Origin of the sequence: Clostridium uliginosum, assembly GCF_900112485.1 — a bacterium.
Classification (GTDB): Bacteria; Bacillota; Clostridia; order Clostridiales; family Clostridiaceae; genus Clostridium; species Clostridium uliginosum.
This window is the reverse complement of the sequence record NZ_FOMG01000020.1, coordinates 21,755-46,690: the sequence shown is the minus strand read 5'-3', so window position 1 is coordinate 46,690 and position 24,936 is coordinate 21,755. Positions and strand designations below refer to the sequence as shown.

At 26.9% G+C, this 24,936-nt stretch carries 20 protein-coding genes; 1 reads left to right on the top strand and 19 read right to left on the bottom strand.

What is annotated here, in order from left to right:
- Positions 1–290 precede the first annotated feature (290 nt).
- Positions 291–860 (bottom strand): dihydroxyacetone kinase transcriptional activator DhaS, encoded by a 570-nt coding sequence (gene dhaS / locus BM027_RS12645; RefSeq protein ID WP_090092394.1) that lies wholly within the window; start codon positions 858–860, stop codon positions 291–293.
- Positions 861–998: 138 nt separating this feature from the next.
- On the opposite strand from dhaS, the gene BM027_RS12640 reads away from it, so the two are divergent.
- On the top strand, positions 999–2,084 hold the full coding sequence (locus BM027_RS12640; RefSeq protein ID WP_090092393.1) for a glycerol dehydrogenase: 1,086 nt from the start codon (positions 999–1,001) through the stop codon (positions 2,082–2,084).
- Positions 2,085–2,375: 291 nt separating this feature from the next.
- Here BM027_RS12640 and speB read toward each other — a convergent pair whose 3' ends face one another.
- The 18 genes from speB to essC all read right to left on the bottom strand — a co-directional run bounded on the left by speB (position 2,376) and on the right by essC (position 24,935).
- The gene (gene speB / locus BM027_RS12635) at positions 2,376–3,224 is read right to left on the bottom strand and encodes an agmatinase (protein ID WP_090092391.1); all 849 of its coding nucleotides are present in this window, start codon (positions 3,222–3,224) and stop codon (positions 2,376–2,378) included.
- The gene (gene speE / locus BM027_RS12630) at positions 3,217–4,071 is read right to left on the bottom strand and encodes a polyamine aminopropyltransferase (protein WP_090092390.1); all 855 of its coding nucleotides are present in this window, start codon (positions 4,069–4,071) and stop codon (positions 3,217–3,219) included. Before speE ends, speB begins: the two co-directional genes overlap by 8 nt.
- Positions 4,072–4,073: 2 nt before the next feature.
- On the bottom strand, positions 4,074–5,528 hold the full coding sequence (locus BM027_RS12625) for an aminotransferase class I/II-fold pyridoxal phosphate-dependent enzyme (RefSeq protein ID WP_090092386.1): 1,455 nt from the start codon (positions 5,526–5,528) through the stop codon (positions 4,074–4,076).
- Positions 5,529–5,548: 20 nt separating this feature from the next.
- The gene (gene speD, locus BM027_RS12620; RefSeq protein WP_175559987.1) at positions 5,549–6,367 is read right to left on the bottom strand and encodes an adenosylmethionine decarboxylase; all 819 of its coding nucleotides are present in this window, start codon (positions 6,365–6,367) and stop codon (positions 5,549–5,551) included.
- A gap of 198 nt (positions 6,368–6,565) precedes the next feature.
- On the bottom strand, positions 6,566–6,736 hold the full coding sequence (locus BM027_RS18265) for a hypothetical protein (protein WP_175559986.1): 171 nt from the start codon (positions 6,734–6,736) through the stop codon (positions 6,566–6,568).
- 696 nt (positions 6,737–7,432) lie between these two features.
- Entirely contained in the window at positions 7,433–8,170 is a 738-nt protein-coding gene (locus BM027_RS12615; RefSeq protein WP_090092380.1) for a YebC/PmpR family DNA-binding transcriptional regulator, read from the bottom strand.
- 348 nt (positions 8,171–8,518) lie between these two features.
- On the bottom strand, positions 8,519–9,166 hold the full coding sequence (locus BM027_RS12610) for a YigZ family protein (RefSeq protein ID WP_090092377.1): 648 nt from the start codon (positions 9,164–9,166) through the stop codon (positions 8,519–8,521).
- Positions 9,154–10,581, bottom strand: a complete 1,428-nt coding sequence (locus BM027_RS12605; RefSeq protein WP_090092375.1) for an aminotransferase-like domain-containing protein — start codon at positions 10,579–10,581, stop codon at positions 9,154–9,156. Before BM027_RS12605 ends, BM027_RS12610 begins: the two co-directional genes overlap by 13 nt.
- A gap of 17 nt (positions 10,582–10,598) precedes the next feature.
- Complete coding sequence (locus BM027_RS12600) at positions 10,599–11,507, bottom strand: nucleotidyltransferase domain-containing protein (protein ID WP_090092372.1); 909 nt, start codon at positions 11,505–11,507, stop codon at positions 10,599–10,601.
- A 232-nt stretch (positions 11,508–11,739) separates the two neighbouring features.
- Positions 11,740–12,684 (bottom strand): leucine-rich repeat domain-containing protein, encoded by a 945-nt coding sequence (locus BM027_RS12595; protein WP_090092370.1) that lies wholly within the window; start codon positions 12,682–12,684, stop codon positions 11,740–11,742.
- A 41-nt stretch (positions 12,685–12,725) separates the two neighbouring features.
- Positions 12,726–13,778 carry a leucine-rich repeat domain-containing protein gene (locus BM027_RS12590; protein WP_090092367.1) on the bottom strand — a complete coding sequence of 351 codons (1,053 nt, stop codon included), beginning with the start codon at positions 13,776–13,778 and terminating at the stop codon, positions 12,726–12,728.
- 41 nt (positions 13,779–13,819) lie between these two features.
- Positions 13,820–14,860 carry a leucine-rich repeat domain-containing protein gene (locus tag BM027_RS12585; protein WP_090092365.1) on the bottom strand — a complete coding sequence of 347 codons (1,041 nt, stop codon included), beginning with the start codon at positions 14,858–14,860 and terminating at the stop codon, positions 13,820–13,822.
- Between the two features lie 25 nt (positions 14,861–14,885).
- The gene (locus BM027_RS12580) at positions 14,886–16,796 is read right to left on the bottom strand and encodes a hypothetical protein (RefSeq protein WP_090092361.1); all 1,911 of its coding nucleotides are present in this window, start codon (positions 16,794–16,796) and stop codon (positions 14,886–14,888) included.
- A 21-nt stretch (positions 16,797–16,817) separates the two neighbouring features.
- On the bottom strand, positions 16,818–17,150 hold the full coding sequence (locus BM027_RS12575) for a hypothetical protein (RefSeq protein WP_090092358.1): 333 nt from the start codon (positions 17,148–17,150) through the stop codon (positions 16,818–16,820).
- Positions 17,151–17,216: 66 nt separating this feature from the next.
- The gene (locus BM027_RS12570; protein ID WP_090092356.1) at positions 17,217–17,582 is read right to left on the bottom strand and encodes a WXG100 family type VII secretion target; all 366 of its coding nucleotides are present in this window, start codon (positions 17,580–17,582) and stop codon (positions 17,217–17,219) included.
- A gap of 88 nt (positions 17,583–17,670) precedes the next feature.
- Positions 17,671–17,826 carry a hypothetical protein gene (locus BM027_RS18260; RefSeq protein ID WP_175559985.1) on the bottom strand — a complete coding sequence of 52 codons (156 nt, stop codon included), beginning with the start codon at positions 17,824–17,826 and terminating at the stop codon, positions 17,671–17,673.
- A 209-nt stretch (positions 17,827–18,035) separates the two neighbouring features.
- Complete coding sequence (locus tag BM027_RS12565; protein WP_090092353.1) at positions 18,036–20,411, bottom strand: YhgE/Pip domain-containing protein; 2,376 nt, start codon at positions 20,409–20,411, stop codon at positions 18,036–18,038.
- 84 nt (positions 20,412–20,495) lie between these two features.
- Entirely contained in the window at positions 20,496–24,935 is a 4,440-nt protein-coding gene (essC, locus tag BM027_RS12560; RefSeq protein WP_090092350.1) for a type VII secretion protein EssC, read from the bottom strand.
- Position 24,936 lies beyond the last annotated feature (1 nt).

The window sequence follows — 24,936 nt, the reverse complement described above, 5'->3', positions numbered from 1 at the left end:
AATTCATTCACCTTTTCTGCCTTAGGCACATTCAAAAAAATAATAAGTCAACATGCTAGTCTATTTCGTGTCATGCTGCGTCAGCAAAATGACCTAATAGCTCGCTATTAAATCATTCTGCTTCCTTGCCTGACGCAAAATATACATTGCATCTTGGACTTGTTATTTTCTTTCATGTGCCTTAGTTAATTTTTATTTTTTCAATTTATCTTCTTTCAAATGCTATTATACTAATTTATTAGTTGTATTTCTACAAGCATATTCTTAAAAAGATAATATTGTATAACACATTAACATGATTTACTTTCATATCTTTGTAACGCCTTTAAAAAATTCCCTTCTACTAAATCGCTTAATCTTTTAATTATAATGTTGGATTCTTCTCTCATACCTTCTTTCATCCATTTAGTAACCAATCCTGTAAAAGCTAAGCTATAAAAATTTGCAATAAATTCTTTGTCATTTTCCTTAACATTCATACCTATTGAGACTTCGTCAACTACTCCCATAACCAAATCATTTGTAACAGAATAAAGGTAATTATCTAAATGATTTCTTCCTAAAGAATTTAATGTATTGCAACAGAATTCTTTATTGTTTTCTATATAAAGAAAAACCTTTTTAACGCCATCAATCCACGTGTCATAACTTCTAGACTCTTCTATACTTTCAAGTCCTTCTGTTTTGTAAATCCATTCAACTAAATCATAAATATCTTCAAAGTGATAATAAAAAGTTTGTCTATTTAGTCCACAATCATTTACAATGCTCTTAACAGATATTTTATTTAATGGAAGTCTTTTGGTCAATTCTTTCAAAGAATTTGCCAAGGCTTTTTTAGTGATTAATGAATTAGACACTGCTACTACCCCCAATGCTAAGCTATTTATATATTATTCAATATTTAACAAATCATAATTTAAAAGCAATATTTTATATGTTATAATAAAATTATACATCAATAAATTTAATTTTATACATTTAGGAGGGGAAGTTTTATGGCCAATATCGTTATTTTTCCCGGAAAATATATCCAAGGAAAAGATGAACTTAAAAATATTTCTAAACATACTAGTAATTTAGGGGACAAGTTCCTCATTATTGTAAGTGGCTCTGGAATGAAAAGGGTTTCTTGCATTATTGAAGAAAGCTTTTCCACTACTGATGCAAAACTAACTTTTGAAATTTTTAACGGAGAATGTTCTCAAAGCGAAATTGAAAGACTTCAAAAAGTATTTAAAGAAAATAACTGTAATGTTGTTATTGGTATAGGTGGAGGTAAGATTTTAGATGCCGCAAAAGCTGTTGCTTACTTTGAAGACGCTCCAATAGTTATTGCTCCAACTGTTGCTTCAACTGATGCTCCTTGTAGTGCTTTGGCTGTTATATATACCGAAGAGGGGCTATTTGACAGATATTTAGTATTAAAGCAAAACCCTAATATTGTTTTAGTTGATACTAAGATAATTGTAGGTGCTCCTGCAAGACTTCTAATATCAGGTATGGGAGATGCACTCGCTACATATTTTGAAGCAAGAGCTTGTATAAAATCAAATAGGAAAAACCTATCTAATGGATATGTAACCTTAGCTGCTGAGGCATTAGCTAAATTATGTTATGATACATTATTAGCAGAAGGATATAAAGCTAAATTAGCTGTTGACAGTAATGTTGTAACTAAAGCTGTAGAAAACATTGTAGAAGCAAACACTTTATTAAGTGGCTTAGGCTTTGAAAGTGCTGGATTATCAGCAGCACATGCAATTCATAATGGCTTTACAGTGTTAAAATCTTGTCATCACTTATATCATGGTGAAAAAGTTGCTTTTGGTACTATTGCACAATTAGTACTTGAAAATGCTCCTTTAGAAGAACTCCAAGAAGTTATTGATTTTTGTTTAAGTGTTGGTCTTCCAACTAATCTCTCTGATATGGGAATTAAATCAATTAACAAAGAAGACATTATGAAAGTTGCTGAAGCTTGCTGCGTAGAAGGTGAGACAATTCACAATATGCCATTTAAAGTAACTCCTTATGATGTTTATTCTGCAATTTTGACTGCTGATAAATTAGGGTCACTTTAATTACTTAATTGTTAAAAAATATAGAAACATTTATCCTACATTGTAAACTGTACATTGAAATATATATTAAAAAACAAACTCCATTTTAAAATTTAAGCTATATTTTAAGTGAATGTTGATATTTTAAAACATAGCCAAAATTTAAAATGGAGTTTTTACTATAGTTAGTTAATTCTATTAACCTTAATGCATATAAGACAAACATAATAACATTAATGCTTTTAAGCATTATATACTAGAAATAGACCCTATTATAAAATAAAATTATAATAAGGTCTTTGAAATAATATATTACTTATAAATAGCTAACAATAGTTCTCTTAGTATCTTGCAAGCAGTTGCAGTAGATGATCCACTTTGATCATAAATTGGTGATAATTCATTTACATCACATCCAACAATGTTAAGCTTTGAAACATCTATAATTGCTTTTAATAATTCCTTGAATGTAACTCCTCCAGCTTCTGGGGTTCCAGTTCCAGGGAACACTGATGGATCTAAAATATCAAGATCAATTGAAAGATATACAGGTTTTCCTTTTAAAACTTCTATTGCATGATTAAGATTTGTAAAATCAAATTTATTTGTAATCACATGATCTTTTGCCCATGTAAATTCTTCTCTCTCTCCAGAACGAATTCCAAATTGAAAAATTTTATTATCTCCTGTAAGCTCCCATACTCTATGCATAACTGTTGCATGAGAAAGCTTTTCTCCTAAGTAATCATCTCTTAAATCTGCATGAGCATCAAAATGTATAACATGTAAATCCGGGAATTTTTTCACTACTGCTTTCACAGTACCAAGAGTTACAAGATGTTCTCCACCTATCATACAAGGAATTTTATTATCTTTTACAATTTCTGCTGCAAATTTTTCTATTGCATCTAATGCCTTTTTAGGACTACCAAAACAAAGTTCTAAATCTCCACCATCAAATACATTTATATCTTCTAAATCTTTATCTTGATATGGACTATATGTTTCTACTCCAAAAGATTCACTTCTCATTACCTTACTTGCAAATCTTGTCCCTGGTCTGAATGATGTTGTAGAATCAAAAGGTGCTCCAAATATTACAATCTTTGAATCTTCATATTCACTCTCACATCCAATAAAGGTTTCAATATTTCTATTCATCTTTATTTACCATAAGCTCTTTCACATAGTTTGGAAGTGCAAAACTTCCTTTATGAAGATCCGTGTTATAATACTTTGTTTTAATCCCTAAGCTATTCCATGCATTTTCATCAAGGTCAGTGATTGGATTATATTTTTTAGATGCAAATCCAAATAACCAATGTCCAGATGGATATGTTGGAATATGTGCTTGATACACTTTACATACTGGAAAGAATTCTACAATACGCTTATGTGCTCGTTTCATTGATTTTGCATATGATTCATAATAAGGTGATTCATGTTGATTAACAAGAATACCATTTTCATTAAGAGCTTTATAGCAGTTGCCATAAAATTCTTTAGTGAATAATCCTTCACCAGGACCAAATGGATCAGTTGAATCTACAATTATTAAATCATATTCATTTTCTTTTGTTCGAACAAACTTAAGTCCATCTTCAAAATATAAATTTACCTTTTCACTATCAAGTTGACATGCTGTTTGTGGTAAATATTCTTTACATATATCAACAACTAACTTGTCAATTTCAACCATATCAATTCTTTCAATTGTTTTGTATCTTGAAAGTTCTCGTACAGTTCCTCCATCTCCAGCACCGATAACTAATACTTTTTTAATATTAGGATTAGTTGCCATAGGAACGTGTACAATCATATCATGATAAATAAATTCATCTTTTTCTGTAAGCATGATTAAACCATCTAGTGTGAAAAACTTACCAAATTCTTTTGATTCAAAAACATCAATTCTTTGAAATTCACTTTTTCCTGAATAAAGTTGCTTATCTATTTTTATTGAAAAACGTACGTTATCTGTATGCTCTTCTGTATACCATAATTCCATTGTTATAATTCCTCCACAATATTAATTTTTTCTATATTTATATCCTCTGTTCCTGTTAAAAGACATCCTTTTTCTTTTGCATAATTAATATAATCTAATATTTCCTGGGTAATTCTCTCACCAGGTGCAAGTATTGGAATACCAGGTGGATAGCACATAATAAATTCTGCACATATCTTATTACTACTTTCCCCTATACTCATTGAAATTTTATTTGAATAAAATGCATTCTGAGGAGTCATAACTACCTCTGGATTTATATATTCATGGTCAAATGTATCTGATTTATTATTAGAATATAATCTCTTTATTTCTGACAATGATGATACTAATCTTTCAAGAGCAAGCTCTCTATCTCCAACTGATATTATTGCAAGAACATTACCGATATCTCCAAATTCAATCTGTATTCCGTAATCATCACGAAGAATATCATAAACTTCAATTCCCGCAAGTCCTATATCTCTTGTATAAATAGAAAGTTTAGTAGTATCAAAATCAAAAATAGTATCATTATCTATTAATTCTTTAGAAAAAGCATAATATCCACCTATCTTATTAATTTCTTTTCGTGCATATTCTGCAAGTGAAGTGACTTTTTTAAATATTTCTTTTCCATTAAGAGCAAGATCACGTCTTGCTATATCAAGAGAAGATAATAATAAATATGAAGCACTTGTTGTTTGTGTCAAATTAATAATTTGACGTATATATCCAATATTCACATCACAATTTGTAAGTAAAAAAGAGCTTTGCGTTAATGATCCACCTGTTTTATGCATACTCACAGCAGCCATGTCCGCTCCTGCTTCCATAGCTGATATTGGCATATTGTCTCCAAAATAAAAATGCGTTCCATGTGCTTCATCAACAAGAACATACATGCCATGCTTATGCGCTAGTTCTGTTATAGCTTTAAGGTTTGAACAAATCCCATAATACGTTGGATTATTCACAAAAACAGCTTTTGCATCTGGATTTTCCTTAATAGCCTTTTCAATATCACCAACTGCCATTCCAAGTGGAATTCCAAGTTTTTTACTTACTCCTGGATTAATATATACAGGAGTTGCACCACTAATAATCAAAGCATTTATGGCACTTCTATGCACATTTCTAGGCATTATGATTTTATCACCTTTTTGGCATACACTCATAATCATACCTTGTACAGCAGAAGTTGTTCCATTTACCATAAAGAAGACATGTTTAGCACCAAACGCATCTGCTGCTAATTCTTCTGCCTCTTTAATTACTGAAGTCGGATGACATAAATTATCGAGTGGTTTCATAGAATTTACATCTACTGAAAGACAACTCTTTCCTAAAAATTCTGTTAATTTTGGGTTTCCTTTTCCCTGTTTATGTCCTGGAACATCAAAAGGGACAACTCTCATAGATTTATATTTAATTAATGCTTCATAAATTGGAGCATTTGATTGTGATAGTTGATGCATTTAAAAATCTCCTCTCGCAATCAATATATATTCATACCGCTATAAATTTCAATCATCTCTTTACGAAGATTTTGTGTTATTTCAAGCCTTTCCTTTGGAGAAAGCTCATATACATCTTTTTTAAAAAGATAATTTTGCAGTTCAAGTTCTTTAATTAGCATTTTTGTGTGAAAAATATTTGATTGATATACATTAACATCTAGTGCATCATATTTTGTAAGTGTTTCTTTATCTATATAATCCTGTATAGATGATATATCATGGTCTATATAGATTTTTTTACCATCTACATCTCTTGTAAATCCACGTACTCTATAATCTGCAGTTATAATATCTGAATCAAAACTTTTGATTAGATAATTTAACGCATTAAGCGGTGAAATTTGTCCACATGTAGAAACATCGATATCTACTCTAAATGTAGCAATAGAATTATCTGGATGATACTCCGGATAAGTATGCACTGTAACATGACTCTTATCTAAATGTCCCACAACACTATCACGTGTACTTAAAATCTCTATCTCTCCATGATTACATGACCCATCAATTAAATGTACTGGTAGAGATTCTTCTGATATAAGAATAGTAACACTTGCACCTTGAGGATCATAATCTTGTTTTGAAACATTAAGAATACTAGCACCAATAATTTCTGTTACATCACATAAAATATTGGTCAATCTCTCTGAATTATATTGCTCATCAATATAAGCAATATAGTCCTTTTGTTCTCTCTCACTTTTTGCATAGCATACATCATATATGTTGAAGCTAAGTGTTTTTGTGAGGTTGTTAAAGCCGTATATTTTCAGCTTATCTCCCAACCCTAACATCACAACCTTTCGTTATTAATTTTGTATCATTTTACATTAAAAAATATCAAATGTAAAGAATTTAAATTTATCTTTTGTAACATGCTTATTAAATATTCATTTATTTTAAATAAGCTTAAATTGATGAAATAAACAAAATTTACAAAAAAAAATAAGGCAACCATATATTACTATACCTTTGCCTTAAATATTAATGATTTCTTATCCAATCATTAAAAACTTTTTATAGTTTTCTATAATATCTACTCTATTAGTTTTTTCTAACCATTTATCATAAGCAATAAGACTATCTTCTAAAATACTCATATTTATTTGCTTATTATCTGATTTTTTTCTATCTGCGTAAATATTAATCTTTATTAAATTACCCATTTATTTTACTCCTTTATTTAATTTTTATTTAGGTACATTAAAAAAAATAACAGACCATTATGCTTGTATGGCACAAAATATACGACGTATATTGGGTTTATTATTTTCTTTTGCGTTCCTTAACTTTAAAGCCCAAAAGGTTTGTAGTCTAGAAATTTGTAGATACGTGACCTAAAAATCATATAAAAGATATACTATAATCTTCATATCTGTATTATATTTTTTGTTCTATTGGTGACTGCTTATCATAGCTAGGATTACATATCTGCTATGTCAGAAATGATAACGAAAGGTGTGTTTATTCTATAAGTTAATCTTAAAAATACTCTTTTTCTATATCTTCTTAAAAATCAATTTTTCTCTAAACCAATATAAAATTAAAAAATAAAAAAGCCCTCCATGTTTGGTAGTGCTTCAGTCTTCTAATTTACATTATATAAATTTATTCCAATAGCTCTAAAATAAATATCCTAGGATTTTTCGTTTTGGTAGTACTAAAGTTTTCTTATTTTTATTATATACTACTTTATCTATAAAAGCAATAGAACACTTTCTGTTATTATTTTACAAATGCAGAAAGTGTCTTATAACATTCACAATTAAACATAAACTTTAATGAATGTATACTATAATTATATATGTTTTAAAGTTAATAGAATAATCTATTAAACTTAGTTATACTAATATATCTATTAATTATTCATCCCAACCTTCAGGAAATTCTGCATTGTGATAAACTTCTTGAATATCATCATCATCTTCAAGCATATCAAGCATTTTTTCTAGCTTTTTAGCATCGTCTCCTTCAATGTTACTTAAGGTATCTGGTACCATTTTAACTTGTGCTTCTAGGAATTCTATTCCCTCTGCTTCTAATGCTTCTCTAACTGTTCCAAAATTTTCAGGTGTTGTTGTAATTATAAATACTTCACCTTCTGATTCTAGGTCTTCTGCTCCTGCATCTAAAGCCATCATCATCATTTCATCTTCATCATGATCTGATTTTTCGATAATGATTTGTCCCTTTTCTTGGAACATAAATGATACACATCCTAGTGCTCCTAAGTTTCCATCTGCTTTAGAAAATGCATGTCTTACATTAGCTGCAGTTCTATTTTTATTATCTGTAAGAGTTTCAACAATTACAGCAACACCTGATGGACCATATCCTTCATAAATTATAGTTTCATAATTAATTGAGTCTGCATCACCAGCTGCCTTTTTAATTGCTTTAATTATGGTATCATTAGGCATATTAGCAGCCTTTGCTTTTGCAATAGTATCTCTTAATCTTGCATTTATTTCGGGGCTAGCTCCACCATTTTTCACTGATACAACTATTTCTTTACCTAGCTTAGTGAAAATCTTTCCTCTTTTTGCGTCTGTCTTGCCCTTCTTGGCTTGAATATTATGCCACTTTGAGTGTCCTGACATTTGTTTTCCTCCTCACTTTAATTTAATATATATGTTCATTAATAAATGTATATACATATTAAGTTAGTATCTATATATTATAATAAATAGCTTACCTCTAAATCAATTTTTTGAAAATAATTAACTCTATAAACCTAATTGTAAAATATATATATTAATATAGTTTTTTTGTTACACTATACACAATTATTGTTTTAAATTTAAATACAAAATATAACAAAAATTATATCATACTCGCTACTTCTATTCAAGCTAATGTAAAATAGTGTAATTTAATTTCCTCATCTAGTGCTAATAACATCTCTAGTTAGTTATTTATTGGGAGATACCTTATGTTACCTACACATCTTAAATACACTTATATAATCTATTTTTTTCTTTAAAGTAAATCTCTTCTTCACTTTTAGTAATGGTTATTTTACCGCTGCTTGATTCTATCATCTCATTTTCTATGGTTTCTATAATAGTTTTTTCTGCTAAAATATATGCGACAACCTTGTCTGTATATTCAGTATCTTCTATATGCCAAAAGTTTTGTCCACATATATATTGAACTTTACCAAATAAATCATAATCCATTTCTAATCTTATTCTTAATCCTAATACTTTTTCAACAATTCCAGCAGATTTTATAGCTATGCTAGCTCCCTTAGTATAAGCCCTAGTAAGTCCCCCAGTACCTAATAAAACTCCACCAAAATATCTAGTTACTACAATAGCACAATCAGTTGTCCCACTTTTCTTCATAACTTCTAATATAGGTATGCCTGCTGTCCCTTGTGGTTCTCCATCATCAGAATATCTTTGAATATTCATGTTTTTTCCAACAACATAGGCCCAACAGTTATGAGTAGCTTGTTTATGCATATTTTTAATTTCTGTAACAAATGCTTTAGCTTCCTCATCACTCTCTACTCTTTTTGCATACCCAATAAACTCCGATTTTTTTTCTTCAAAGCTATCTTCGCCTAAATTTCTTATAGTTATATATGACATTTAAGTAGCTCCTCCCTTAAAATATTAAGTCCTATTTTAATTTTATCTTCATTTGTTTGGTAAAACCCTATCCTGAACGTATTTTTTCCATCATTTTCAGATGTAAAAAACATAATTCCAGGAGTTATATATACTCCTCTTTCTTTCAATTTAAAAAATAGCTCTTTTGAGCTTATAGATATATCTTTTAGGGTTAAGTAGAAACTTAGTCCCCCCTTAGGATCAATGTAACTAACTAATTCTTTAAAATCTTTATCTAAAATCTCTTGCATAGCTTTATATCTCTTATTATACTCTACATTTAAATATTTAATATTTTGTTTCCATTTATTTTCTGAAATATATAATTCAAGAGCTCTTTGCATCAAACTTGAGGTGGTTATGTCAGTATTAAACTTTGAGTTTTGAAGGCTTTCTCTAAAAACTTCTGGAGCTACTAAATATCCAAGTCTTATTCCTGGTAAGAATATTTTTGAAAAGCTTTTAATATATATAACTCTTTTTTTCCTATCTAACCACTTAAATGGTATATATTCTATAGAATTTTCATAAATAAGTTCTGATAAATAATCATCTTCTATTATATAGAAATCATAAATTTCTGCCAATTCAAGAATTCTTTTTTTCTTTTTCAAGCTATAACTTATACCTGTAGGATTTTGAAAATAACTCATTGTATAAAAACATCTTATTTTATTTTTTCGAAGTATTTTTTCAAACTTATCTAAATCTACTCCTCCATTTTCTATTGGAACTTCAAATATATTTGCTTTTCTCCATTTAAAAACAGATAAAGCTCCCCCATATGTTGGCTTTTCCACAATAACATTATCATTAATATTTAATATACCTTTTGAAACTATATCAATTCCCTGTTGTGCTCCTGATACAATAATCATGTCTTCTTCATTTAATTTATTATCCCAAAAAACCTTATTTATGGTTGAAATAAGGTTTTTATATCCATATGTACTATTTGATATTAAAGCGTTAGCCCCATCTCTATCTAATACTTTATCAATAGTGGTTTTTAAATCATCTATTGGAAATAGCACTTCAGTATTAGTTTCTCCTGTAAAATCAACAATACTTGGTAATTCATCTATTGATAATACTTTAAGACTATTTGAATATTCTTTCCTAAAAACAGAAGATATTTCTCTAATCTTTGCATAACTTCCACTTCCAACTTTTTGATAAGCATATCCTTCTGATTTAAGTTTTTTATAAGCATTAACTATTGTTACTGAATTAACGCTTAAAAAAGATGACAGCTCTCTTATTGTAGGAAGCTTATCCCCATCTTTTATTTTTCTTTTCTCTATTAATCTTTTTATAAAAGTTGCTATTTGAATATACTTTGGTATATCTTGTTTAAAAGTTAATTTATTATAAACCTCAATAGAATTACTCATAACTTAACTCTCCTAATTTAAAAATTATATGTTTTACATGCATAAACATTTTCATTAATTAACAATATGTTATCTTCAGTTTTTAAACTTCTAACATCTTTTGTAACTAAATCTCTTTTTAATAATTCCTTTAATATATCTTCAATTTTTATATTAAACTCTTTAAAATTTTCATTATTCTCAATTTCATAAGAACTTAAAAATAACTTTTTTTCATATAAAAACTCTAATAAAACTTTAGTAGCAATTCCTATATTAATATTTAAAAAGTTGTCAATATAATCTAACGTACATTGAATATTTTCCTTGCATATATTATCATGAAATAAACTATTTATAATTTCATTAAATTTATTATTTAAGTTCATCGCCATCTTAACTGAATCCTTGCTTACAGTATATCCATTCAAGTTTAAATATAATTTAGAAAAACTATCTAATGCTCTAATTAATACTTCATAAGAAGTAAATATACTATTATTTTGCAAGTACTTTTTAGTTACTCCAAGATCCTTAATTAGTTCTCCAATGTAAACTAAATTCCATTTTCCAATGTGCTTATCTAAACTATATCTAGCTTTATTAAACGTAGCAGTAACCTCTTCATCTCTTGAAAACACTATTTTAGAAGACAATAATAAATTTCTTGCAAATCCTTTTTTACCATCACTTTTATATAATGCTAAAAAACTATTTTTGTTTAATATTCTTATGTGAACATCTATTCCTAAAATTTCTGAATATACATCTCTAATTTCTTCAAAGTTATCTTTATATAAAACAAATAAATCTATATCAGATTCCTCCCAAAGATCCCCATTAACTATACTTCCAAAAGCAAATATAGCTAAAACTTTTTTATTAGTTTTTAAGGTATTTATTAATTTTTGAGATGATTTTTGATAATCTAATATGGATTTTAACATTGTATCGCTCCCTTTTTTTCAGTTACAACTAATATTATAACTGAAATAGAACTTCATTTAAAGAAATCTGTAATATTACAATAATTCTTTTATTATAATAACTCAAACTTCGTAGAACAAAAATAACTACAAACCCTTATATATTAAGGCTAATGCAGTTTTTTACACTTTTTCACCTATTTCTGCTTGTTCAGCCTTTTTAAAGTTCTTCATTTCAATAAGATCATCTAAGTTACCTGTACCATAACTCTTTTAAATTTTTCATTCCCATCAAACTATCAATATTTTTTATCTTATTTTCTTCTATGTGAACCTCTTCTAATGACTTTAATTCTTGTAAACTTGAAATATCTTCTACTTTATTTCCCGCTATACGCAATTTTTTTAACTGTGTTAAATTTTTAACTGGTGATATATCTTCTATATTGTTATTATCTAACCATAGTGTACTTAAATTTTTAAAATTAGATAAAGAACTTATATTTTCTATTTTATTGTAAGATAAAAATAACTTTTCAAGATTTTTAAGATTTGCTAAAGAACTTATCTCCTTAATTTGATTATCCTCTAAGTTTAAAACTCTTAATTCTTTTAAAATACTAATTGCGTCTTTTACTCCTGTATCATCTAGTTTACTTAAATTAATTTCTAATTGTTCAAGATTAGTTAGTTTATTAATTCCACTCCAATCTTTTATATCACTAGTTGCAATTGATAATGTCTTTAGATTTTTAAGATTTGAAAGGACATCAATATTCTCCACATCTACCTTTACTAATGTTAGTTCCTCTAGGTTTTCTAATTTTTTTAATCCATCTAGATTTTTTATATAGCCATCCCCAGCTGCTATAGTAAGTTTTTTAAGCTTTTTATTATTTTCTACAAAATTTATATTCTTATATTCTGCTGTACCTTGCATTCTCAACTCTTCGAGATTTTTAAACAAATAAATATATTTTCCTTCATCTTCTCCTGTTACATTTTCAATTTTTATCACTTTATCTAAATCACTTTTTCTTAACTTTCCAGTTTCTTTATGTGCTTGTACTCTAATTATATTTTCAATTCTACTATCATAAATCTTAAATTCAGTAACCTTATCTACTATTAATCCTACTCCTATTACTATGCACATTATTACCAATAGAATAGCACCTGTTTTTTTCTTCTTATTCATGTTTAACCTCCAAGTATTGAAGTAATATTTCCCAATACTTTTTACTTCCACATAAATCTGTTTTGACTAGTATTTGGGTTATTTTTATAAATTCGTTCTTGTAAAATTTTTAGTTTTTCTTCATCTTCGATAAGATTATTATATAACCACAACTCTTTTAAATCTTTCATTTCCATCAAACTATCAATATTCTCTATTTTATTTCCTGATATACGCAATTTTTTTAACTGACTTAAATTTTTTAATGGTGATATATTTTCTATCTTGTTATTATCTAACCATAATGTATCTAAGTTTTTTAAATTAGATAAAGAACTTATATCTTTAATATTATTAGAACTTAAACCCAAAATCTTTAATTTTTTAAAATCTCCAATTAATTCTTTTATTACTTTATCATTTAACTCACTAATTTCAATTTCTAAATATTCAAGATTAGTTAATTTATTGATTCCACTCCAATCTTTTATATTGCTACATATAATTATAAGTTTCTTTAAATTTATAAGATTTGAAATTGAATCAATATTTTCCACATCTGTATTTCCAAATGAAAGTTCCTCTAAATTTTCTAATTTTTTTAACCCATCTATATTTTTTATCCTACCATCTTTAGGTATTATACTTAATTTTTTTAAATTTATAAGATTTGAAATTGAATCAATATTTTCTACATCTGTGTTTCCAAATGAAAGTTCCTCTAGATTTTCTAATTTTTTTAATCCATCTATATTTTCTACTCTTCCATCTCTAAGTATTATATTTAATTTTTTTAATTTTTTATTGTCTTCTAAAAAGTCTAAATTGCTATATCCTGATGTCCCTCTTATAGTTAATTCTTCAAGATTTTTAAACAAATAAAGATATCCTGCTTCATCTTCTTCTATTGTACAATCGATTTTTACTATTTTATCTAAATCACTTTTTCTAAGTTTTCCCTCTCGTTTATTTGCTTGATCTCTAATTATATTTTCAATTATATGATTATCTGTCTTAAATGTAGTAATATTATCTACTATTAATCCTACGCTTACTCCTATTACTATGCACATTATTACCAATAGAATAACACCTGTTTTTTTCTTCTTATTCATGTTTAACCTCCAAGTATTGAAGTAATATTTCCCAATACTTTTTACTTCCACATAAATCTGTTTTGACTACTATCAGGGTTGTTTTTATAAATTCGTTCTTGTAAAATTTTTAGTTTTTCTTCATCTTCGATAAGATTATTATATAACCACAACTCTTTTAAATCTTTCATTTCCATCAAGCTATCAATATTTTCTATATTATTTTGTTCTATATGTAGCTCTTCTAATGACTTTAATTCTTGTAAATTTGAAATATCTTCTATTTTATTTCCTCCTATACGTAAAGTTTTTAACTTAATTAAATTTTTTAATGGTGATATATCTTGTATATTATTACTATCTAAATATAGTGTATTTAAGTTCTTCAAATTCGATATTGAACTTATATTTTCTATTTCATTATCACATAAAAATAATTCTTCAAGATTTTTATGATTTGCTAAAAAACTTATATCTTTAATATTATTTGTGTTTAAACGTAAACTCTTTAATTTTTTTAAATCTCCAATTAATTCTTTTGTTTGTTTATCATCAAGCTGACTGAAATTAACCCCTAATTCTTCAAGATTAGTTAATTTATTAATTCCATTCCAATCTTTTATATTACTAAATTCTATTATAAGTTTCTTTAAATTTTTAAAATTAGAAAGAGCATCTATATTTTCTACATCTACTTCTCCTAATTGAATTTCTTCTAAATTTTCTAATTCCTTTAGTCCATCTAGATTTTTTATACTTCCATCATCAGCTGTTATAACTAGTTTTTTTAACTTTTTATTATTTTCTAAAAAGTCTAAATTATCATATTGTGCTGTACCATTCATATTTAATTGCTCAAGATTTTTAAATAAATAAAGATATTTTCCTTCATCTTCCCCTTTTATATTAGAAACTGTTGTTACTTTATCTAAATCACTTTTTCTTAACTTTCCAGTTTCTTTATGTACTTGTACTCTAATTATATTTTCAATTCTACTATCATCAATCTTAAATTCAGTAACCTTATCTATTATTAATCCTACGCCTATTACTATGCATAGCATTATCAGTAAAGTAATTCCTATTTTTTTCTTTTTATTCATTCTTATCCTCCAAGTATTAGTTATATTATTTATCTACTGATTCGATCACATCACTTTTTACATCACTACCTTGCAATAATTCTTTTAATGATTTAATTTCACTTTCTTCGCTTTTCTTATAGTCAGTTTGTATCTTCTCAGCATCTCTTCTCTGTTCAATATGTTTTTTTCCACCACCCTCATACCAATTTACATAATTTTCTATAGAAGTATCACCTTTTTTTACACCAGAACCATTTTCGTCTCCATGATTTCTATAATACCAAATTCTAAACTTAGTTTCGTCCAAATTTACATAAGTACTTTCTAATTCTGCTGTTCCATCTTTACCTTCACCAACAGATACTGAACTATTTATAGCTAATGCATCAGTATACCTTCCTATATCTATCATATTTGCTGAATGATTTAAGCCCTTATTTTCATCTTGTACTTCTGTATACTTTTCATTAATATCATTAAGTGCATTTAATACATCTGCTGCAACACCTACATATCCGGCAGCCTTAGGTGCTATTCCTTTAACAACATCCTTAACGCTATCTTCCATAAAATCTGTTACTTTTCCTTTTACATAATCCTTTCCAACATCCTCCACTACATCCGTAAGATCTTTTTTCATTGATTTTAATTTATCTTGAGTTGCTTTAGCTATGTTATCATTTTGTGTATCACTCAATTCAAAAACAGTAAACTTAATATTAGTATCTTCATCTTTTGCCTTTGGTATTTTACCGTTTATTGATATATCATAATTATTTCCTTCATAATCATTATTCTTATAAATTTGATGACCCTTTATAGTAACATCTATTTTGTGACCTGACTCTATAGTACTTGCATCTACTACACTTGCATGTTTAATAACACTGCTTAATATATCTGAGTTGGATATATATTTTCTTATCTTCTTAGACTCCTCACTTGATTTTTCTGATAAAATACTATTGCCTGCTCCTTCTACCATTAACTCTGCCATTAGTTTATATCGATTTGACATTTCTTTGTAAACTGGACTTATTGTGTAACAGTCTAAAGGTAAATCTCTTTGTGCATTTTGTGGTCCTATATAGATATACGAATTTTCTATAAATCGTTCCATACTAGCTTTATCATCGTCATCTGCCATCTTAGTATATATCTTCATCAAGTCATCATAATCATCATTACTAATTAAATCTGGATCTAATTCCATTAAACCTTTTATTCTATCCCAATCATAATTATTTGAATTACAATCTATAGGGGTGTAATAATCCCTTGTTACATCTTTTGCTACATCATCAATTAATATTTTCAATCCACTTGCCACTGTATCTTCCATGCTTTGTATTCCATTATAATATCTACCAAAGGACTGATTAAAATTAGCAATTCTTTCTTTTTCTTTATTTATTACGGTTGCACATTGTGATACTTCATTATCAACATTAAATGAGCAATATCTTAATCCTCCATTAGAAAACCATCCATGTTTTCTTATTGTATCACTAATATCTCTCAATTTATTTTGTTCTTTCTGTACTAGATCAAAAGTTATATCTGTAGTATTTTCTCCTATCTTAGTTACATTGTCATATTCTAATGAAATAATTCCGCTCGTTCCTCCACAATCTTCACCATAAATTCCTTTTTCGCTTCCTAAAATACAATTTTCAAAATCTTCACATCTGTTTTTCAAGGCGCTTGCCCTAGCTTTTGTGTCCTTTTCTAGAACCTTTTTCATTCGCTTAACAAAATCTTCTTCAAATTGTTTATAACAATGCATTGTGTATTCAAAAGCTTGTTCATATGATATCTTTGCTGTTCCAGACCATCCATTTGCAGTTAGTGTTGATACTGCTTCCTCTAATCCTGTTTTAGTTTCTTCTAATTTATTAAATAAATTATTATATTCTGTAATTGTCTCACTTAAAACTTTTATATCTAATCTCATGTATTATCCTCTCTTCGTGTTTTAATCATGATTATGATGATGTCGTTCATGATAATGCTTGTCCTCTCTTTTTAAATGTGTTAACTCATCTCTTAAATCATCTATCTTTCTTTCCACTCTTATTTTTAAATCTGATAAAGTCTCTGCTAATATATCATTTAATTTTTTTTCTTCACTTTTAAGTCCATCTATATTATCAGCTGTAAAGGTTGCTTCACACAAATTTGCAAGTAAATTAAGTTTTTCTTCGCCTTCTTGATCTAATTCAATTAGCTCTTTTATATAACCTTTCCCTGTACCTAAAACCTCTATATCATTTTTACAATCTGATATATCATTACAACGACATCCCATACAACTTCTCCTTTTTGACTATATTTTACTTATTTTTTATATTTCTAATTAAAATTTATCTATTCCTTATTTTACTGATGTTGCACACTCTCCTGCTACTTTTGCGGCACTTGTTCCTATACCGCCTGCTATTACCGCCCCCATTAAGCCAGCAATATAATTATCTTCCTTTAAGAATGCTTCCTTAGCTTTTTCTAAATCTTCTTTATTGACTTTTAACTTAGCTATGACTTGAGCATATTGTCTTTCAAGTGAATATGCTGCTTTTAAAAAAGCATCTCCAGCTTTTCCTGTCCATGCCATAGCAAGTGCTTCATTATGTTTTGCAATATTTTTATATTCATTACATAAATCTTTAATTAATTTATCAATTTTTTGAATTGCATTATTAAAATCTGATTCATTAACTTTGATTTCAGTTCCCTCTGCCATCTCATTTCTCCCACTTTCTTTATTATTAATCTATATCTTCTAAACAGCCACTGTTACACTCTTCAATTTATTATTATTTTTTACTGTATTAATTATATCTTTCCAATATCCATGTTTGTATTGCTGATACAGAATTTATCATAAAGTTATATATATCAATATTTTCTACTGTTCCTACTCTTGAATTTGATAATATCAATGACAATGAGCCTAACTTTTCTTGATTATAATTTGTTGTATTCATTCTGACTTACTAAGCTCATTTTTTGCACTTTTATATTCTATCATCTTTTTTTATAATAAGACTTGCTACTCATACCCCTCTCCTCTCTAATTCTATGTTTTTATAATTTTTAATTTAGTTTTTAATATAATAATTCTCTATGTGGTTTATCTTTTTAACCACATAGAGATATAAATTAATTTAGGTATGCCAATATATTTATTTCTAAGTTATTTTATTATTTTTTGTTTATTAAGTACTAACCTTGCTAATATACTACCTAAAGCTAAAAGCACAACTGCTAAAATATATTTAATATATTTGTTACTTTCATCTTCATTTGTATTTTTAATATTAGTAGCAAGATTTTCTGTTTGTATTGTTGATACTGGGTTGGTTATAAAGTTATATACCTCAGTATTTTCTACTGTTCCAACTCTTGAATTTGATAATACAGTAGATAATGATTGTAATTTTTCTGAATTACTATAGATTGTCTCTTCTTTGGTAGATTTAGCACTTTCTAATGCTTCTGATATTTTATTTTGTGATTCTTCGATATTTTGTTGCATACTGTCTTGCATCTTTCTTACATCTATATCAGAATTTTCATATACTTTTTCTAAGTGCTCTCTATCATTATCAAGCTTAGTATTAATGATATTAGTAATGTTTTTATTTGAATTATCGTACTTATTCCAAATTTCTTTCATTGTCTTTTCATCTTCATTTATTGATGAAGGTGTTGATGCTTTTTCATTAATTTTAATTATAAGGTCATCAAACCTTTTAGTGTATTTTTCATCAAACATCTTTAAGATTCCATTTATGTCTAATGAACCTTCTTCAGATATTACTTTTTCAACTTGAGTTTGAACCTTAAATTTAACGTCATCTGCCATTATTTTATTATTAGTTTTTATAGTCTCTAGTAATTTATTTGTATTACTATTTTTAACTTTTTCTTTTAATGGAGTAATAAATTCTTTATCTAATTGTAATTCAGTAAATAAATTTGAATCTTTATTAAATAGTCTATTTAAATATTTGTAATTTGAATCTGTTCTTATTAAATCTACTGACATTTGCATATCATGAAAATCATTTTTAACATTTTCTAAATTACTAACTACTTCATTTAGATTTTGAATATTGTTACTTGCAACAGAACTTGGTTCAATATTTTTATAGTTATCTGCTCTATTTACAGCTGAAACTTGTTCTTCTTGTGGCATTGTTGATGAAAACATATATCCTTTAAAATCATCAGCATTAACAAAATTATTATTCTCTAATACCTGATTAGTTGGAGTCTTTAATATTTTCTTATAATCTACGTTATTTCTACTCATGACATTATTATAAATACGTTCTAATTCACTTGGATTTGTATTTTTTAATTCTTCTATCATTTGAGAATATAATAAATATTCTTCATTTAATGATTGTTTCTTAATGTCACTTTTATTTAAGCTATTAATATTAAGAGTTAACTCTTTTAACTTATTAATAACATTAGTTTGAATATTATCATTATTATTTTTAGCTAAATTATCAATAGCTTCAAGTTTACTTTCACATTTATCAATGGCTTTTATGCCTTTACTATTTATAGATGATAGTACATTATTATTATATTTTTTTATTAAAGTATCAATTTCACCATTTTCTTTAGTTAAATCTTCTATGTATTTATTTACTTCATCTATATTTTTATTATAATCATCTGATAAATTAGAATATTTGTATTGATGCTTTTTAGTTAATGCTTCTTTTAACTGTTCAGGAGTCATATTTTTTATTTCATTCCTAAATGATTGCAATGATGAATCACTACTTCCTGTTAGTTTTAATACTTCGCTTTTTATTTCTGATAAACTATCATCTTTAGCTAATATACGATTTTTGTATTCTTCGTCAATTTCTTCAATTATCTTTTTATTAGTATTAAAATTTTCAGTTAAATCTAAATCTTCTAAGTTAACGTCTAAGTTTTCTAATTCAGTTATATCTATTGAAGCTAAAAGATCACTATCACTTATAGCATTAATAGCTTCTAAATCTGAGTTATCATTACTTAATACTACAGATATGGCATCTTGACCTTGATGCAATTCCTTAAACATAGAAGAAACATACATATAACTTAATTTGTTATTTAGCTTTTTCTCAAAATCTGAAATTCTTCCTTCTACTATAAGTTTATTATCATTAGTTAATTTTTTATTTGTCTGATAATACATATCAACTTTTGATGGTGTAATATCATTTACTGAAATTACATTTGTTGAAAAGTTCCCTGGAAGAGTTATTATCCCACCATATTTCCCATCTTCTAATCCTTTTTTTGCTGATTCTCTATTAGTAAGTACAAAATCATGATCTAAAGAATTAACCATGTCCAATGCATAATTTACTTCTTTATTATTGTAAGTAATTCCTGAATCTTGATTTACAACAGCAATAGTTGTAGATTCATCTTTACTTTTTTGAGCTTGTGTTAAAAACTCTTTTTCCTGCATTTGTCTCCCAGCAAAAAAAGATATCCCGGAAAATACAATAACAACAATTAAAATTTTCAGAAAAGATATTGCTTTATCTTTCAAATTTTAAATTCCCCCTTTTTATTAATTGGCTTACCTAAAATAATAACTTTTTCATTTGATATTTATACATAACATTGTTTTCTTTTAGTTATAGGATTTAGGAATTTTAATTAATTCCACTTCTCCTTTATTTAACATATAAGCAAAGTCAATAGGTAGTTTTTGTTTTTTAACTCTCGGAACATTAAGAATCGTTTGTTCGTTTGGCGTATCTAAAATAACTGCGTTTATTGTATTTTTAAACATTTTTGTTACTTCATCATAACCCTTAAACTTACTTGATTGAGTAGTCCCAATAAATGTTACTCCGACATTCATTGAATCTTCTAATATTTTTTCTACACTACTAACTCTTGTATTCTTAAGTATTTCAATAAAATTATCTAAATCTTCTATTAAAACCATAACTGGAGATAATGAATTAAAGTATATCTTTTGAGCTATTCCTGTTTCTTTACTTCTATATTCTTCAAAGTCACTTCTTCTCTTATTAGTTATCTCTATCATGTTGTTTAAAAATATTTTAGCTTCTTCAGATTCTGTTATATATTGGTTTACATATTCTTTAGATTGATAGAGATCTCCAAATTCTGAATCAAATACATAAGTTTCAATGTTTCCTTTTAATTCAATAATAAGCTTTATAAGATTTGTTTTTCCTGATTGCTGTGGTCCTATAATTAATCTTACTCCACCATTTAATTCTATAAATTGACTTGTTACATTTTCTGCATCAAGCCCTATAGGAATTTTCTTTTCCATATCCTTATCATTTGTAAGTTCTTTAAGATGTGAAATTTTGAGAACTTCTGGTAACATTCTAATTCCTTCTAACTTATCACCAGTGTACAGTTCATTAAATCTCTCTATCATATCAATAACACCATTTGTATAATCAATATCATCCTCAAAATCAACTGAAGAATATACTTGCATTATATTTGGATTTTCCAGTTTGACCATTGCCTTTCCTGGTATATCATATAACTTGTAGATTGATCTTCCTATAAGTGAATTTATTTCTGTCTCATCAAATAAATAATGTGCTATTTTATTTTTAAAGTTATTAAAAATAGAATATTTTATTGCACCTTGACGCGATGCTGTAACTATAGTATATATTCCTAATCCTGCACCATCTCTAGTTACTTTTTGTATAAAATCTTCTGCTTCTAATCCAAATTCTTTTATAACATCGTAATTATCAATTATTATAAATAATGCTGGTAATTTCTCTTCACTAACTTCATTGTACATACTGAAATTCGCAACACTTTTCTCTCCTAAAAGCAATTTTCTATTTTTAATTTCTTTTTCTATTAAATGTATAAGTTTAAAAAATTTCTCTGAATCATCAAATTTTATATAATCTCGTGTATGAGGTAAATCTTTCATAGGAATTAATGCAGAATTACCAAAATCAAGTATAAAAAGTTGAAGATTTTTAGGAGAATTCTTAAATGCTAATGTAAAGATAATAGTTGTTAAAGTTATAGTTTTTCCAAATCCTGTTGAAGCAAATATTGCGCAATTACCGTCTTTACTAAAATCAATTATATATTCTGCTTGTAATTGATTTTCTGGTATATCTACAATACCAATTTCTGCACTCAATGATAACTTTTCTATATTGGATACATCTTGTATCTCTTCAAAGATTATATGAGGAGAAACTATTTTTTCTTCTAAGGGTGGTAACCAAGGTTTTTTTACATTTTTTAAGTTAAGTTGTTTAAATAAATCTTGCATATAGTTTATTGTTACATCTAACTCTGTTTCACTAACCTTAGATTCATCTGTTACTTCGCTTAAATCTTCATTTAATAATTCACTTTGTCCTAAACTATTAATTATATAAACTCTATTATCTATAAACTCTTTATTATCATCATCATTTTCATATGTAGCACCACTCCAAGCTGATTGAAATAATTCATATATTTCATTATTTCCTACTTGTAAATATGCTCTACCTGGTTGAGTTATGTTAGCAGCATCTGGTGTTTTAATTACTTCATTACTATCAGATTGATTTTGAACTTTTAATGCTAATTTGAACCTTGAATTACTCCATATTTGATCATCAACAACACCTGATGGCTTTTGAGTAGCTAGAATTAAATGTATTCCTAAACTTCTTCCTATACGCGCTGCACTTACTAGTTCACTCATAAAATCTGGTTGTTCTTTTTTTAATTCTGCAAACTCATCTGAAATTAAAAATAAATGTGGCATAGGTTCATCACTTTCACCATTTCTGAATAATTTATTATATTGGTTAATATGATTTACTCCATATCTACTAAATATTTGTTGTCTTCTTGATAATTCACTTTTAATTGATGCCATTGCTCTCATACTTCCAGAACCATCTAAATTCGTTATAGTTCCTAATAAATGAGGAAGATTTTTAAATAATCCAGCCATTCCTCCACCTTTGTAGTCTATTAATAAAAATCCAACTTCATATGGATGGAAATTAACTGCTAATGATAATATGTATGATTGAATTATTTCACTTTTACCTGACCCTGTAGTTCCTGCAATAAGTCCATGAGGTCCATGCGCTTTTTCATGTAAATTTAAATACACATAATCATCTTTTCCTCTAACCCCTAAAGGGACTGCTAATGTTTTATAAGCTAAATTTTTATCCCATCTTTGTTTTACATTTAATTCTTTTGCTTGGCTTACTTTATACATATCAAAAAATGTTATACTGTCTGGAATTTTATTAGACATACCCTTTATATGCTCTAAACAAGCTAATCTCCTTGATAAAAAGCTTATATCTATATCTACATGATTTAATTTTATCTTCTTATTAACTAATATACCTTCATTTAATATAAGTGTACCTTCTTGATAATTATCAATAGTAAAAATACTTTTAATATTTTCAGGTAAATTAGCCTTTAAATTAGTTGTATATATTATTGAAAAACCTAATTTAGATTCTTTTTCTTGTAAATATTCCATTATTGAGTGGTTGATAACTAATTTAGGTTCATCTATTATAAATATATAGTGTGGTAAAAATACCCCTTCTTTTTTCTCTTCTTCTTGTTTTATTTTTCTATCTTTAATTATTTTTGAAATATTACCTAATACCTGATCTCTAACTCTTTCTGTATCTATGATTCCTGTAACATTTATTGATTTTATTTTAAAATGAGGATACCAACTTAACCATTTAAATTGCTCTTTATAGTCTTCATTACTCAATAATATTATCTCTATATCATGATAACTTTGAAAAAATGTTAGTTGTGTAAAAATCAAATTTAGTTGTTCATGCACATATTTTTTTTCGCCTACTATACCCAAATGAGCTTTTTTTAAGTCTATTGATAATGGCATATCTTTAATTATATTAAATTCCCTAAACACCTTTTCTGCATTTTCAACTAAAGGATCTTTTTCAATTTCTATTGCATCATTTGCAAAACTCATTTGATAACTTGGTTCTATATCTGATTTTCCTATACAAATATTTAAAAAATCATCATCATTATTATTTCTTTCATATATTCTACTATTATAAAATTCAGTCATTTTAGTTATTTCATTTAAATTTGGATTATGATATCTCAAAGATTCAATTTGTTTTTTCCTTAAGTTATTTAAAGTCTTTCTAAGATCAAGTAAATATTTAGTGTATACTTCTTCTCTTAACTTATTTTTTCTACTAGTTTCTTTTTTATCATTTATATATGAAGTTATTCCAAAAACTGTACTCATTGAAGTAGCTGCAATACTCATTATTATGTAAATTCCTCTAGGCATTATAAAGCTAATTACAATTGTTAATATAAGCATAACAATTGGAGGAACTATTAATTTAGCTAGCTGACCTTTTTTATGCTCTGATTTAGTTGGTGGCTTCTTAAATGAAATTTTATCCGTCGGAACTTCTTTAAATATTCTTGGAGATCTTTTATATTTAGGAAAATCTTCTGATTTTTCTTCATTCAAGTCTATTTCATTAAGTAAAGTTTTATAAAATTCTCTTCCGCCCTCAATTATTAAAGAATTTTCATAATAATTTATTTTGATATTACCAACAAAAATAAGGTCTCCTTCTACTAAGTTTTCTGGATTATTACTACACCTTTTTCCATTTAAATAAACTTCAGATTCAACTGAAAAATATAATTTTCCTTTTTCTATTGTTACATTAAGATTTGAAGATTTGGTTAAATATATATCACTATTTTTAAAATCTCCTATTCTTAATGCATTTTTATATTTAGTAGAAATTCTTTTTCTTGTATTGATAAAATACATAATTAAAATTGATTCATTTTCTTTAAACGCCTTCTTTTGATAAGAATCTAATTCTATTTTTTCTGAATTTCTCATTATAACAGTTGCTTTTTTATTTACTTCATCACATTCTATATATCCCATGTGATTATTATTGTTTCCAACTTTGAAGTCATTTGTAATATAAACTTTTTTATCACATGGGACTTCTTTTATTGCATCATCTTCAAAAATTAATATGCTATTTTTATAATACATT